The organism is Polaromonas sp. (genome assembly GCF_029945925.1).
GTDB lineage: Bacteria > Pseudomonadota > Gammaproteobacteria > Burkholderiales > Burkholderiaceae_C > Polaromonas.
Genome location: NZ_JAQSDN010000004.1, coordinates 1 through 15,273, shown reverse-complemented (window position 1 = coordinate 15,273; position 15,273 = coordinate 1). Strand labels below are relative to the sequence as shown.

General features: G+C 64.0%; 9 protein-coding genes and 1 riboswitch. Of the genes, 2 read left to right on the top strand and 7 right to left on the bottom strand.

What is annotated here, in order from left to right; genetic code table 11:
- Position 1 precedes the first annotated feature (1 nt).
- Together PSV40_RS01280 and PSV40_RS01275 are read right to left on the bottom strand one after the other, a co-directional pair.
- Positions 2-1,027: an ABC transporter ATP-binding protein gene (locus PSV40_RS01280; RefSeq protein ID WP_300533311.1), complete on the bottom strand. Its 1,026-nt coding sequence runs from the start codon at positions 1,025-1,027 to the stop codon at positions 2-4.
- A gap of 22 nt (positions 1,028-1,049) precedes the next feature.
- Entirely contained in the window at positions 1,050-2,201 is a 1,152-nt protein-coding gene (locus PSV40_RS01275; RefSeq protein WP_300533310.1) for an ABC transporter substrate-binding protein, read from the bottom strand.
- Between the two features lie 232 nt (positions 2,202-2,433).
- Here PSV40_RS01275 and PSV40_RS01270 point away from each other — a divergent pair, with 232 nt between their 5' ends.
- Positions 2,434-3,363, top strand: coding sequence for a LysR family transcriptional regulator (locus tag PSV40_RS01270; RefSeq protein ID WP_300533308.1), 930 nt, complete (start codon positions 2,434-2,436; stop codon positions 3,361-3,363).
- A gap of 87 nt (positions 3,364-3,450) precedes the next feature.
- Positions 3,451-6,075, top strand: a complete 2,625-nt coding sequence (alaS, locus tag PSV40_RS01265; protein ID WP_300533307.1) for an alanine--tRNA ligase — start codon at positions 3,451-3,453, stop codon at positions 6,073-6,075.
- Positions 6,076-6,206: 131 nt separating this feature from the next.
- Here alaS and PSV40_RS01260 read toward each other — a convergent pair whose 3' ends face one another.
- The 5 genes from PSV40_RS01260 to PSV40_RS01240 form a co-directional block, all read right to left on the bottom strand.
- Positions 6,207-6,707: a 6,7-dimethyl-8-ribityllumazine synthase gene (locus PSV40_RS01260; RefSeq protein WP_300533305.1), complete on the bottom strand. Its 501-nt coding sequence runs from the start codon at positions 6,705-6,707 to the stop codon at positions 6,207-6,209.
- 100 nt (positions 6,708-6,807) lie between these two features.
- Positions 6,808-7,053: riboswitch (FMN riboswitch) on the bottom strand.
- 195 nt (positions 7,054-7,248) lie between these two features.
- Entirely contained in the window at positions 7,249-7,719 is a 471-nt protein-coding gene (locus PSV40_RS01255) for a RidA family protein (protein WP_300533303.1), read from the bottom strand.
- Between the two features lie 166 nt (positions 7,720-7,885).
- Positions 7,886-8,830, bottom strand: a complete 945-nt coding sequence (locus PSV40_RS01250; RefSeq protein WP_300533302.1) for a transglutaminase family protein — start codon at positions 8,828-8,830, stop codon at positions 7,886-7,888.
- A gap of 32 nt (positions 8,831-8,862) precedes the next feature.
- On the bottom strand, positions 8,863-11,481 hold the full coding sequence (locus PSV40_RS01245; protein ID WP_300533410.1) for a circularly permuted type 2 ATP-grasp protein: 2,619 nt from the start codon (positions 11,479-11,481) through the stop codon (positions 8,863-8,865).
- A 468-nt stretch (positions 11,482-11,949) separates the two neighbouring features.
- Positions 11,950-15,273 (bottom strand): DUF2126 domain-containing protein (locus PSV40_RS01240; RefSeq protein ID WP_300533301.1); only part of this gene is annotated, 3,324 nt, incomplete at its 5' end.

Here is a 15,273-nt window from a genome sequence, read left to right as displayed (position 1 = left end):
CTCAGGCGTCCAGCATCACCATGTGCTGCTGCGACCAGCTCAGGGCCACGCGCTGGCCTGCCTGGGTATGGGCTGCGAGGGTGGACGCGGCTTCGCTCTCAGTCTGCATAGCGGTCAGGGTCTGGTTACCTACCCGCACTTCCAGGCGCTGGCTGGCCCCCAGGAACTGGATGGCCAGCACTTCGCCTTCGACCTGCAGCAGGCCCTTTTTGGCGCTGCCGCCGGGCGCGACCACGGTGATGTTTTCCTGGCGCACGGCAAAGGCCTGCGCCTTGCCGGTGATGGTGTGGGCCAGATCGGTGTCGATCACGTTGGCGCTGCCCACAAAGTCCGCCACAAAGCGGGTGCGGGGCTGGTGGTACAGCGCACGTGGCGAGGCTATTTGTTCAATCCTGCCGTGGTTGAAAACGGCAATGCGGTCCGACATGGACAGGGCTTCGCCCTGGTCGTGCGTGACATACACAAAGGTGATGCCCAGTTTGCGGTGCAGCACTTTCAGCTCCACCTGCATTTGTTCGCGCAACTTCATGTCCAGTGCGCCCAGAGGTTCGTCCAGCAGCAAAATACGGGGCCGGTTGACCAGTGCGCGGGCCAAGGCCACACGTTGGCGCTGACCGCCGGAGAGTTGGGCCGGCGTACGTTCGGCGTGGTTGGGCAAGGCGACCATGGCCAAGGCATCGCGCGCCTTGGCATGGCGCTCGGCCTTGCCCACTTTTCTGACCATCAGTCCGTAGGCCACGTTGTCCAGCACACTCATGTGCGGAAACAGGGCGTAATCCTGAAAGACGGTGTTCACATCGCGCTCATAAGGCGGTGTGCCAGAAGCCTCTTTGCCCATCAAGGTCAGGCTGCCGCTGGTGGGCTGCTCAAAGCCCGCCATCAGCCGCAGCGAGGTGGTTTTCCCCGAGCCCGACGGCCCCAGCATGGAAAAAAACTCGCCTTCTTCCACGGTGAAGCTCACGCTGTCCAGCGCTTTGACTTCACCGTAGTGCCGGGATACCTGTTGAAACTCGATAGCGACTGGCATACACACCTTCAGATTTTGCGGATCAACGGCCGCCCATGATGGCGATGTAGTCCATCGCCCACTTGGCGTAAGGAACACAGGTGCCCTGGGTGGTGCACTTGGCTTGCGGGGTTTTCCAGAACTTGATCTTGTTCAGGTCGTCAAAGCCATTGATCTTGCAGAAGTCGCTGCCACCCGGGGCCTTGGCCTTGCAGGCCGCAGGTGTCACCGGCACAGTGCCAAACCACTCGGCCAGGGGGGCCTGCAGCTTGTCGCTGAGCTGATGCTCCATCCACTTGTAAGCGCAGTTCACGTTCTTGGCGTTGGTGTGCAGCATGGTGGTGTCGGCCCAGCCCGTGGCGCCTTCCTTGGGGATGACCGAGGCAATCGGCTTTTTCTCGCCTTTCAGTGAATTGACCATGAAGCCCCAGGAGCCGGAAGCGACGATGCCTTCGTTTTTGAAGTCATTCATCTGCACCGTGGCATCGTGCCAGTAGCGGTGCGTCAGTTTCTTCTGGGCCCGCAGCAGGTCCAGCACCGCAGCGTATTGTTTTTCATTCAGCTCATAGGGATCCTTGATGCCCAGCGCCGGGTTTTTTGTCATGAGGTACAGCGCTGCATCGGCAATGTAGATGGCTCCGTCAAAGGCCTGTACGCGGCCTTTGTTGGACTTGCCATCGGGCAGGGTTTGTTCTTCAAACACGACACCCCAGGAATCGGGTGCCTTTTTGAACACATCGGTGTTGTACATGAGTACGTTGGGACCCGACTGGTAGGGCACGCCGTAGTGCTTTCCATCAATGGTGTGCCAGGACGCGTTTTGGAGGCGCGGGTCCACGTTCTTGTAGCTGGGAACCAGGCCCACGTTGACTTCCTGCACCAATTTGGAGGCGATCAGGCGTCCGCTGGCATCGCCCGAGGCTGTGACCAGGTCATAACCACCGGCTTTCATCAGAGACACCATTTCATCCGAAGTGGCCGCCGTCTTGACGTTGACTTTGCAGCCGGATGTCTTCTCGAATTCGGTGGTCCAGTCGTATTCCTTGACGGTTGCTCCACGCTCTATATATCCCGCCCAGGCAATGATGTTGAGTTTCCCTTCACCCTTGCCGATGGACGAGGGTGGACTGGCGAAGCTGGAAGCGGCGGCGGCTACCGCCAGCAAACCGGTGAGTAATGCGCGGGCTTGTGACATAAAGAGGCTCCTGACGTGGGTTGTTGTGGCCAGCGTTTGCGGGCCTGCTGGCATCTTAGGGAGAGCGATAGGCTTGATCCATACGCGCATGGCAATACAATCCATCGGAAAAACAGAAACCTTGCACCAAATGGCATTGGTTTAGTGGTTAACCCTAGGTTTCAAAAAGGTGCATTGCCGGGTTTACCCGCTAAATGGGCCAAAAAGGTGCCTGAAATGACGAAACAACGATATGAGTACATCTTTTAAGAGCATTCGGTATTTCATAGCGGTCGCGGAATCGGGTTCCATCTCGGCGGCAATCCATGAGTTGGGTGTGTCGCAATCGGTGGTGTCGGCGGCCATTGCCCAAATCGAGGCTGATTTGGGTACCTTGTTGTTTGAGCGCCGGGCCCGCGGCATGGCCTTGACCCATGCGGGCCACCAGTTTTTGCGCCATGCCCACCAGATTGAAGTGGCCATGCGCAATGCGCGCGACGCGCTGGCCTCGCGCCCCCATACCGTCACCGGCAGCCTCAACATCGGCGTCACCAGCCTGATGGTGGGGTACTACCTGCCGTTTTTGCTGGACCGGTTTCGCCGGGTATTTCCACGGATCCAGGTTCAAATCACTGAAGATCGGCGTGACTATCTTGAGCATTTGCTGATCAATGGTGAGTTGGACGTGGCCTTGATCGTTGTGTCACAACTGCAGAATTACCGTGCACTCGAGACCGAGACTGTTCTTCGCTCGGGCTGGCGCGTTTGGTGTCCGGTCAACCACCGTTTGGCGAGCGAGGAAAAAATTGAAGCCAGGGAACTCGCCGAGCAGCCACTGATACTGTTGCAGGCAGACGAGTTGGGCGACACGGCTACCGCGCTGTGGAACGCCGGGGGATCCGACCCCAACATCTTGATCCGCACATCTTCTGTGGAAGCGGTGCGCAGTCTGGTGGCCACTGGTGCGGGGTGTTCGGTGCTTCCGGACATGTTGTACCGCCCCTGGTCTCTGGAAGGTGATCGAATTGAAGCAAGGTCCCTGGCGTACCCGATGCCGCACCTGGAGGTCGGCCTTGCCTGGCGCAAAGGGGCGGTGTTGCCTGAGTCACTGAGTAATTTTCTGACTGCCGTGCGTCCCACGCTCGATGGAAACCTGTCAGCAACCGGCGGGCACCTGCGCTGATGCCGGGCGATAATGCATAGTTGGCCTGCTGTACTGTGCGCAGTCTGGCCGAGAACGTCCCTATTTCTGCCCAACGATCAATCTGTCATGACCCAAACCACCATGAATGTCGCCGACATTCGCAAAACCTTTCTCGATTTTTTTGAATCCAAAGGCCATACCGTGGTCGAAAGCAGCCCGCTGGTGCCGGGCAATGACCCCACGTTGATGTTCACCAACTCGGGCATGGTTCAGTTCAAGGACGTGTTTTTGGGTGCCGACAAGCGCTCCTACGTGCGCGCCGCGTCCGTGCAGGCCTGCCTGCGCGCCGGCGGCAAGCACAACGACCTCGAAAACGTGGGCTACACCGCGCGCCACCACACGTTCTTCGAGATGCTGGGCAACTGGAGTTTTGGCGACTACTTCAAGCGTGAATCGCTCAAGTGGGCCTGGGAGCTGCTGACCGAGGTCTACAAGCTGCCGGCCGACAAACTCTGGGCCACGGTCTACATCGACGACGACGAGGCCTACGACATCTGGACGAAAGAAATCGGCCTGCCGCCGGAACGCGTGGTGCGCATCGGCGACAACAAGGGCGCCAAATACGCCAGCGACAACTTCTGGATGATGGCCGACACCGGACCCTGCGGCCCTTGCAGCGAGATTTTCTTCGACCACGGCCCCGAGATCGCCGGCGGCCCGCCGGGCTCGCCCGAGCAGGACGGCGACCGCTACATCGAGATCTGGAACAACGTGTTCATGCAGTTCGACATGCAGCCCGACGGCTCGGTCAAGCCGCTGCCCGCGCCCTGCGTGGACACCGGCATGGGCCTGGAGCGCCTGGCTGCCATCTTGCAGCATGTGCACAGCAACTACGAAATCGACATCTTTGATGCGCTGATCAAGGCGGCATCACGCGAGACCGGCGAGAAGGACCTGGGCAACAAGAGCCTGTTCGTCATTGCCGACCACATTCGCGCCACTGCCTTCCTGGTCAGCGACGGCGTGAATCCGTCCAACGAAGGCCGCGGTTATGTGCAGCGCCGCATCATCCGCCGCGCGATCCGCCATGGCTACAAGCTGGGCAAGAAAACGCCGTTTTTCCACAAGCTGGTGGCCGACCTGGTCAAGCTGATGGGCGAGGCTTATCCCAAGCTCAGGAGCGACGAGGCGCGTATCACCGCCGTGCTCAAGGCTGAGGAAGAACGTTTCTTTGAAACGCTGGAAATCGGCATGACCATTCTGGACACGGCCCTGGCCGGCGGCGCCAAAGTGCTGCCCGGCGACGTGGCCTTCAAGCTGCATGACACCTACGGTTTCCCGCTGGACCTGTCGGCTGACGTCTGCCGCGAGCGCGGCGTCGAAGTTGACGAGGCCGGCTTTACCGCCGCCATGGACAAACAGAAAAACCAGGCACGTGCCGCCGGCAAGTTCAAGATGGACCGCGCGCTCGAGTACACCGGCGAAGGCAATGTGTTCACCGGCTACGAAGCCCTGGAAACCAGCGGAAAAATTGTGGCCCTGTACGCCGACGGCGTGCCGGTGGTGGCGCTCAAGACCGGTCAGCAGGGCGTGGTGGTGCTGGACAACACCCCGTTTTATGCCGAAAGCGGCGGCCAGGCGGGCGACCAGGGCGAACTGGTCAGCGGCTCGGCGCATTTTGCAGTCGGTGACACCCAGAAGATCAAGGCCGATGTGTACGGCCACCACGGCAGCGTGGCGCAGGGCACGCTCAACGTGGGTGACCATGTGTCGGCGCGTGTCGACCTGGCCGTGCGCGCCGCCACCGTGCGCAACCACAGCGCCACCCACCTGATGCACAAGGCCTTGCGCGAAGTGCTGGGCGACCATGTGCAGCAAAAAGGCTCGCTGGTCGATGCCGAGAAAACCCGCTTCGACTTTGCCCACAACGCGCCGGTGACCGACGAGCAGATCCGCGAGATCGAAGCGCGCGTCAACGCCGAGATCCTGTCCAACGCCGCGACCGACGCCAGTGTGATGGACATGGAAGCCGCGCAAAAAACCGGCGCCATGATGCTGTTCGGCGAGAAATACGGCGACAAGGTGCGTGTGCTGAGTATTGGTTCAAGCAAGGAACTGTGCGGTGGCACACACGTGGGGCGCACGGGCGACATCGGCTTTTTCACCATCACCGCCGAGGGCGGCGTGGCCTCCGGCGTGCGCCGCATCGAGGCCGTCACCGGCCTGGCGGCGCTCAACTACGTGCAGGCCATGGAAGCCACCTTGGGCGGCGTGGCCGGAACGCTCAAGGTCACGCCGCATGAAGTGCCGGCCCGTGTCAGCGGCCTGCTTGAGCAGATGCGCGACCTGGAAAAAGAATTGACAGCGATCAAGGGCAAGCTGGCTTCGGCGCAAGGCGATGAGCTGATGTCGCAGGCGGTCGATGTCAAGGGCCTGAAGGTGTTGGCCGCGAAGCTCGAAGGCGCCGACGCCAAGACCCTGCGCGACACCATGGACAAGCTCAAGGACAAGCTGAAAACCGCGGTCATCGTGCTGGCCGCGGTGGACGGCGACAAGGTGCAGATCGCGGCCGGCGTGACCGCCGACAGCGTGGGCAAGGTCAAGGCTGGTGAACTCGTCAACTTTGTGGCCCAGCAGGTCGGCGGCAAGGGCGGCGGCAAGGCCGACATGGCCATGGCCGGCGGCACCGAACCGGCAAAACTCCTGGTTGCGCTGAAGTCGGTTCAGGCCTGGGTTAGCGAACGCGCCTAGGAAGCAACTGTCCGCTCGACCGTTCGCCCTGGGCTTGGCCTGTCCTGAGCTTGACGAAGGGTCGAAGGGGCCTGTCCTGAGCCTGTCGAAGGGTCACCAGCATGGAAGTGCTTCGCCAAGGTCAGGTTGGGTCAGGCCGGTGCCAGCCCTGCCAGCTGCCGCAAGCTGGCGACTGTGCGCAGGCAGGCTTGCGCGACCTCGGTGCCTTTGACCACAAAGTGCGCGCTGAAGAAGCGGCGATGCTCCTCATGTTCGTGGAAGTGGTGGGGTGTCAGCACCGCCGAAAACACCGGCACTCCGGTGTCGAGCTGCACCCGCATCAGGCCGCTGATCACGGCATCGGCGACGAACTCATGGCGGTAGATGCCGCCGTCCACCACCAAGCCACAGGCCACGATGCCGGCGTAGCGTCCTGAGCGCGCCAACTGCTGTGCATGCAGGGGTATCTCGAAGGCGCCGGGTACCTCCATCAAGTCGATGTCCTGCTGCGGCACGCCCTGTCTGGCCATCTCTGCCAGGAAGGCATCGCGGCCGGGGTTGACGATGTCGGCGTGCCAGCCGGCCTGGATGAAGCAGAACCTGGCAGGGTGTTGCTGCGGCAAGGTGGCGGCTTGGGGATCTCTCTGACTCATGGGCTTCTCCTGAAAACGGTCACCGGAAATCAGGGCGCACGAGCCGGTGGCCTCCGGCAGGCCGGCGCGCAGGCGCCAGCCCACGGCAAGGCCATGGACTTCGCGCTCTCTTTCATCCGGACTGTGACCGTCGGCTTTGGAGTTGAACCAAATCTGCTGACCCCGGGTGCCATTTCCAATTCAACGCGATATGTCGTTGCGCCGCCTTATCGTGCCGTAGCACTGCCTGCGGCGACGCGCCTAATCTCGCGCTGAACTAAAAATGGCCAGGCCGGGCGCTCGCGGGCTGATGCGTTTGCACGCAAACACCGCCGGTGGGGAATTTCGCCCCGCCCTGAGAACGCTGTGCCGGCGTCATGGCCGGCACCCATGAAGTTTAAGCGCCGGGCCAAAGCCGGCGCTGCGGGCGGGCTATTGGGCACCGTGTGCCGATCAAGAGGCTGCCACACCGCATTGCAAGCGGGGGCCGCGATCCGGCTTCGCCGGGCGAGAGGCGCCCGCCCCTGCAAGGGGGAGGAGGCGAAGCCTCCACGGGGTGTGCTTATTCCATTTCGGCGATCAGCTCGATCTCGACGCAGGCGCCCATGGGGATTTGCGCGACACCAAACGCGCTGCGTGCATGGCTGCCGGCAGAACCGAAGACTTCGCCGAGCAGTTCGCTGGCGCCGTTGGTCACCAGATGCTGCTCGGTGAAGTCGCCGGTCGAGTTGACCAGGCTCATCACCTTGACGATGCGTGTGATCTTGCCGAGATCACCGACGGCTGCATGCAGCGTGCCCATGAGGTCGATCGCAATGGCGCGTGCCGCGGCCTTGCCTTCCTCGGTGCTCATGTTCTTGCCGAACTGGCCGACCCAGGCTTTGCCGTCTTTTTTGGCAATGTGGCCGGAGAGGAAAATCAGTTTCCCGGTCTGCACAAAAGGTACATAGGCCGCTGCCGGCGTGGAGACCGGTGGCAGGGTGATGCCCAGGGTTTTCAGCTTGTCGTAGATGGGGCCGGTGGCTGTGCTCATGAAGTGCTCCAGAAAGTGGATGGGTAGAAAATTTGAATGAAATATGCCATTAGCCCTTATGGGGCGAGCGCAAGTAGCTATGAAAAAGATAGCGATTGCGGCTGGCTTCCGGCAATTTTAGCCCGCGAAGCGCTGGGCATGCAGCGGCCCGGCAGGCGAGCTGCGTTCACTCGGGCTCGGGCAGTTTGGCGATGGGTGTCATCGTCACGGCTACGTCCAGCACATGGCGCGCGCCGCCGCGTATCACGCCGCGCATCGGCGAGACGTCCAGGAAGTCCCGGCCTGTGGCCAGCGTGACATAGTCCTCGCCCGGGGCGCGGTTGTTGGTGGGGTCGAAGTCCAGCCAGAGGCCCGGGCTTTGTCCTTCCGCCAGCGCCAGGCCGCCGGCCTCGCTTTCCACCGGGCAATAGACCGAGGCCCAGGCATGGGAGGCATCGCTGCCGATCAGGCGCGGCTGGCCGGGTGCCGGTGTGGTCAGCAGGTAGCCGCTGACATAACGCGCCGGCACACCCATGGCGCGACAGCAGGCGACCATGATGTGGGCAAAGTCCTGGCACACGCCTTTGCCCAGTTGCAGCGCCTCCAGCGCCGGCGTGCCCACCTCGGTGCTTTCGCTGTCATAGACCATGCCGGTGTGGATGCGTTCCATCAAGTCCTGCGCTGCTTCAGGCAAGGGACGCCCGGGCGTGAAGCTGGGCCGGGCGAATTCCGCAAACGCCTCGTCGCGCGGGATGTAGGGCGAGGCGAACAGGAATTCGCAGGCGCTGTCATAGGCGGCGCCGGCGTGGTAGCGGAACTGCTCGCGCACCTGTTCCCAGGGCAGGCCTGCCGGCGCGTCTTCCGGCGTTGCGGCAAACGCCAGGGTGGAGACGATGCTGTCGGCGACCACCGTCAGCTTGTCATGCGGCGCGTGCAGCGAGAAATAGCTGCGGGTGTTGCCGTACACGTCGGTCCGTTCCTGCAGCCGTGCCGGTTGCGGGCTGATCGTCAGCTGGTGGCTCAGCAGTTGCTGGCCGGCGTGGCTGGCCGGCTTGAGGTGCAGCACATGGTGGGCACTTTCGACGGTGGGGCTGTACGCATAACGCGTCTCATGAACAAGGTGAAGCAGCATGGAAAAAAAGAAGGAAAGCGGACCCCGGACGCTCAGGCGCCCAGGCTGTGTTCGTCCGGGGCCACGTGGCTGAAGTAGCGCCGGCTCAGCGTGTCCGAGAGCTCGAAGGCGGCGCTGCAGCACAGCTCGAGTTGCGCCAGCAGGCCCGCGTACGGTTCGCTGTCCCTCGCGCCGGGCGCGGGTGTGCACAGCTCGCTGAGCAGCCAGCTGCCCGGGTCGGGCAGGGTGGGCGTCAGGTCGGGTACCGGTTGCGGTGCGCCCACGGTGTTTTCGGCCAGGCGCGCAAGGCGGCCGCGCAGCGTCTGGGTGACCCAGCCGAGCGAGCGCGGGTTGTCGCGGTCCAGCACCAGCAGGTCCAGCAGCGCCCGCACATCGCGTTGCTGCTGGTATTGGGCATGGAAGGTGATGGTGCTGTCGAACAGCGCGAGGATGGCGCCGAAGCCACCTTCGTCGAACACGGCGCCGGTTTCAAGGCCGAGGATCAGCGAGGATGCCAGCGTGTTCAGCCGTTCGATGTGGCGCCCCGCGCTGAGCAGGCGCCAGCCGTCGTCGCGGCTCATGCGGTCGGTTTGCGCGCCGGTCATGGCGGCCAGGAAGCCGCTGGCCGACTCCAGTGCCGCGAGGGCTTCGACCGACGAGTATTCAAGTGCCTGCGACGCAGGGTGGTCGGATCCGCTGAAAGCCTCGCAGCGCCTGAAAAAATCGGCCTCGGCGCGCATGATCACGTGCCACTGTTCCTGCGACAGCCGTTCGCGCACGGCCGAAGCCGCACCTTTGAGTGCGCGCAGGCTGTAGCCCACGCTGGCGGCGTCCTGGGTGTCGTCCAGGCTGGCAATCAGTGAGCGCTCGAACACACGGCGCGACTGTGTGGCAGGTGGCACCGAGTCAAGCACCAGGCCGTTTTTCACGGACAGCTCCGACAGCCAGGCCAGCAGTGGCTGTGAAGACTGGTCTTCGCCGTTGAGGGACTGCAGCGTCAGCTGGGCCATGCGGATGGCGTTTTCGGTGCGCTCGGTATAACGGCCCAGCCAGAACAGGTTTTCGGCGGCGCGGCTGGTGACCGGGGGTTTGTGCATGGTGCGCATGGCCGCACGCGGCGCAGCACCCAGTTCTACTCCGGACGGGGAAAGCGGCACGGCGTCGGTGCAGGCTGCCGCCGGACCGGTGGTTCTGCCTGAGGTCGCCGGGGCTGGGGCTGCGGCTTCGCCCAGCGCCCACACATCCGCGCTGCTGCCGCCTTGCTGCATGGAGGCAATCTTGTCGTTGGGGCCGGCCAGCCGCGCGAGCCCGCCCGGCAGGACCTGCCAGGAGCCCGCGCCGTCGGCTACCGCAAACACACGCAGCATGGTCGAGCGCGGGGCGATCCTCTGCCCCTGCCAGGTGGGTGTCTGGGACAGCGGCAGGTAGGCCTGCACGGTGTAGTCTTCGCTGCGCCGGACCAGGCGGCCGGCCCATTCATCGAGTTCGCGGCGGGACAGCGTCTGCCCAATCACCGATTCAATGCCGGACTCCGGATAGGTGCCCTTGATGACACATTCCTTCAGGCGCGGCAGGACCGCCTGCAGCGCGGCCTGCTCACCACACCACCAGGTGGCCAGCGAAGGCAGGGCCAGCGGCTCGTCGAGCAGGTGGCGCGACAGTGCCGGCAGAAAACCCAGCAGCGCGCTGGATTCGAGAAAAGCAGAACCCGGGGCATTGGCCACCAGCACGTTGCCGGCGCGTATCGCCTGCAGCAGGCCGGGCACGCCGAGTGTGGAGTCGGAACGCAGCTCCAGTGGGTCCAGAAACTCGTCGTCCAGGCGCTTGAGCAGGCCGTGCACCGGCTCCAGCCCCTGCAGCGTCTTGAGGTAGAGCTTGTCGTCGCGCACCAGCAGGTCGCTGCCTTCCACCAGGGTCAGACCGAGGTAACGTGCGAGGTAGGCATGTTCGAAATAGGTCTCGTTGTAGGGGCCGGGGGTCAGCAGCACGATGCGGCTTTCCTCGCCGCGCGCATGCGCGGGGCTGGACGCCTTCATGCCGTCGACCAGCGCCTTGTAGGAGGCGGCCAGGCGCTGCACCTTCAGTTCGCGGAAGGCCTCGGGAAAAAGCCGCGAGATCGCCAGGCGGTTTTCCAGCAGGTAACCCAGGCCCGAGGGCGCCTGGGTGCGTTGCGACACCACCCACCAGCGCCCGTCGGGGCCGCGCGCCAGGTCAAAGGCGGCGATGTGCAGAAAAGTGCCGCCGGCCGGCACCACGCCGTGCATGGCGCGCAGGTAACCGGGGTGGCCCTGCACCAGCGCCGCAGGCAGCAGGCCCAGCGCCAGCAACTGCTGCGGGCCGTACACGTCGGCCAGGATGCGCTCCAGCAGCCGGGCGCGCTGCTGCACACCGGTGGCGATCTTCGCCCAGTCCTGCGCCGACAGGACCAGCGGAAACAGGTCCAGCGACCAGGGCCGTTGCGGGCCGTTGGCATCGGCATAGACGTTGTAGGTCACGCCGTTGTCGCGGATCTGGCGTTGCAGGTTGGCGGTGCGGTGGTTCAGGTCGTCAAAACCGTCGCCGCCCAGGAAATTGAAGAACCGGCTCCAGTCGGGCGCCAGGGTGGACGCCGGGGCAGCGGTGGGGCCGGGCGCTGCAGCGGGCGCAACGGCGGTACCCGCCAGCTGCAGCATTTGCTGGGTCTGGCTTTGACTCTGGCCCTGCATTTGACTGGCCAGGGGTGGGGCTTTGTCCAGGGTCCGGCCGTGCAACTCGTCAAAATGTCCGACGGACGCCGGCAGCGCCAACGCTGCTGCCAGGTCGCCAGGTGCTTCCAGCGCGGCGGCTGCAAAAAGGGAGGGGTTGTTGTCCACGGTGGCCCAAGTATGCCTTTATGCTTACCTTGCAGGCCACCCATGCGGCATCGGGATGCGGTTCAGCGCACGATCACACGGCAATGGGCCGCCGTTGTTGCTGTCGCAAGACAGATCGAATGCAAGCTCGACGGAAGGTTGGGGGATTGTCCGTTCGGGCTGAGCCTGTCGAAGCCTTGCAGCCCTTCGACAAGCTCAGGGAGAGCGGGGCTGACTAAACAGCATTGCAGCCCTGGATGTAGAGGCGTTTCGACAAGCTCAACATGAACGGGAAGACATTTCTCAGCATTAGCGCAGGTCCAGCGTGAACGGAAACTCCCGGCTCGGCTGTGCCGGCTGGACCCGCATCTTGCCCGCGGTGTGGCCCATCTGGAAGAAGCGGTTGAGGCGCCGGCTTTCGGCTTCGTAGGAGTTGACCGGCAGCGTGTCGTAGCTCAGGCCGCCCGGATGCGCCACGTGGTACTGGCAGCCGCCCAGCGAACGTTCCATCCAGGTGTCGACGATGTCAAAGGTCAGCGGCGCATGCACGCCGATTGACGGGTGCAGGGCCGAGGGCGGGTTCCAGGCCTTGTAGCGCACGCCGGCCACGTACTCACCAACGGTGCCGGTGCTTTGCAGCGGCAGGGCGCGGCCGTTGGCGGTGATGACATAGCGGTTGTCGTTGAGGCCGGTCACATGGACTTCGACACGCTCCAGCGAGGAGTCCACATAACGCACGGTGCCGCCGGACGAGCCTTCCTCGCCCATCACATGCCAGGGTTCCAGCGCGCTGCGCAGCGTCAGCTCGATGCTGTTGGCTTTCACCTGGCCGATCATCGGGAAGCGGAACTCGAAATGGGGTTCGAACCAGGCCATGTCAAAGGCGTAACCGGCTTCGTTGAGTTCGGTCAGCACGTCGGCGAAATCCATGCGCACAAAACCCGGCAGCAGGAAACGGTCGTGCAGCTCGGTGCCCCAGCGCGTCATGCGGCCGTGGTAAGGCTTGTTCCAGAAACGCGCGACCAGCGCGCGCAGCAGCAGCTGCTGCACGATGCTCATGCGGGCATGCGGCGGCATTTCAAAAGCACGCAGCTCGAGCAGGCCGAGGCGGCCGGTGGCCGAGTCGGGCGAATACATCTTGTCGATGCAGAACTCGCTGCGGTGTGTGTTGCCGGTGACGTCGACCAGGATGTTGCGCAAGGCGCGGTCCACGATCCATGGAGGCATGTCCTGGCCGTATTTCTCGCGGTTGGCGGCGATTTCGCGCAGCGCGATTTCAAGCTCGTACAGCTGGTCGTTGCGCGCTTCGTCCACCCGCGGCGCCTGGCTGGTCGGGCCGATGAACATGCCCGAGAACAGATAACTCAGCGACGGATGGTTGTGCCAGTAGGCAATCAGGCTGCCCAGCATCTCCGGCTTGCGCAGGAAGGGGCTGTCCGGCGGTGTGGCGCCGCCGAGCACAAAGTGGTTGCCGCCGCCGGTGCCGGTGTGGCGGCCGTCGGTCATGAACTTTTCGGCCGACAGGCGTGTCTCGTGCGCGATTTTGTACAGAAACTCGGTGTGTTCAACCAGCTCGTTCCAGTTGTAGGCCGGGTGGATGTTGACCTCGATCACGCCGGGGTCGGGCGTGACCTGCAGCATCTTCAGGCGCGGATCGCGTGGCGGCGGGTAACCTTCGAGCACGATCTGCAGGCCCAGCGTCTGCGCGCTGGCCTCCACGGCCGCCAGCAGGTCCAGGTAGTCTTCCAGACGCTCCAGCGGCGGCATGAAAATGTAGAGCGCGCCTGTCTCCGCCTTTGCGCCTTTTTCTTTCGGTGCTGCTTTGGGTTTGTCCTGGGGGCCGTTGGCGCGCGTCGGGTCGCGCACTTCCACACACAGCGCGGTGCGGGTCAGCCAGGCGGCGGACTCGCCGGGTTTGGGCATGCGGGCCGAAGTATCCGGCGCCGGCGCAGCCGCCGGCGGGGCGGTGGGGGCTGCCGTGTTGACTGGAGTCTGGCTGAAGCGTACATCGGTGCTGACCGTGGACGGCTTGAACTGCAGCAGGCGGCTGGCTTCATTGCGCGGGCCGCTGGCCGTCATGTAACGCGCCATGTACTGGGCCAGCATGCTCGCACTGTTGTGCCCGGTGGCGGGTGCCGCCGCTGCAGGCGCGGGACTTGGTGCGGCTTGCCCGGTGGCGGCGTTGTAACGCGCGGCCAGGGCCGCGGTGGAGGGCAGCTCGTCCCGCGGCGCAAACGGGTCGGCCTCGGTCATGTAGGGGAAATCGGTTTTCGACACCCAGGGCACGGAGTCCAGCGGCAGGCGGTAACCCATGGGCGAGTCGCCCGGCATCAAATACATGCGTTCGTCGCGGAAAAACCAGGGGCCGGTGGACCATTGCGGGCCCTTGCCTTTTGCGCTTTCTTCGCGAACCTTGAGTGGCAGCACGTAGCCGACCACGGCATCGAGGCCCTGCGAGAACACGCGGCGCAGGCGGGCGCGCTCCATCGCATCGTCGAGCTTGGTGTCGAAGGGATCGACATTGACCGGCAGGCGGCGCTCGCGCCACAGGTAGTACCAGGTGTCTTCATAACCCGGGGTGATGTGTTGGGCGGACAGGCCCAGCTTGCCGGCCAGCGTCTCGGTAAATCGGCGCGCGTCGTCACTGGTGTAGCTGCAGGGCTGGCGCTCGTCGGTGAACAGCGCCGGGTTCTGCCAGACCGGCTGGCCGTCCTTGCGCCAGAAAATGCTCAGCGCCCAGCGCGGCAACTGCTCGCCCGGGTACCACTTGCCCTGGCCGAAATGCAGGAAGCCGCCGTTGCCGTATTCGGCGCGCAGCTTCTGCACGAGTTCGGTCGCGTAGCCGCGTTTGGTCGGGCCCAGCGCGTCGATGTTCCATTCGGCGGCATCGCGGTCCTGCGTGGCAACAAAAGTCGGCTCGCCGCCCATGGTCAGGCGCACATCGCCGGCGACCAGGTCCTGGTCCACCTGGTGGCCCAGCTTGAGCACATCGGCCCACAGCGCGTCGGTGTAGGGCTGGGTCACGCGCGACGACTCATAAATCCGTTGCACACCCATGTGGTGGGCAAAGTCCACTTCGCTTTTATCGACGCCGCCTTCAATCGGCGCGGCGCTTGAGGGCTCGGGCGTGCAGGCCAGCGGGATGTGGCCTTCACCGGCCATCAGGCCCGAGGTCGGGTCCAGGCCGACCCAGCCGGCGCCGGGCAGGAACACCTCGCACCAGGCGTGCAGGTCGGTGAAGTCGGCCTCGGCGCCGCTGGGGCCGTCGAGCGACTTGACGTCGGCCTTGAGCTGGATCAGGTAACCCGAGACAAAACGTGCGGCCAGCCCGAGGTGGCGAAACAGCTGCACCATGAGCCAGCCGGTGTCGCGGCAGGAGCCGACGGCGAGCTGCAGGGTTTCTTCCGGCGTCTGCACGCCCGGCTCCATGCGGATGGCGTACTTGATGTCGTGCTGCAGTTTCTGGTTCAGCCCGACCAGGAAATCGATGGTGCGTTTGGGCGTGCGGTCGATGGCGGCGAGATAACTTTTGAGCAGCGGCGTGGCCGGCTCGGTGGCGAGGTAGGGCGCCAGCTCATGCGCCTGCTCCTTGCTGTACTTGAACGGAAACTCCTCGGCTTCGGGCTCGAGGAA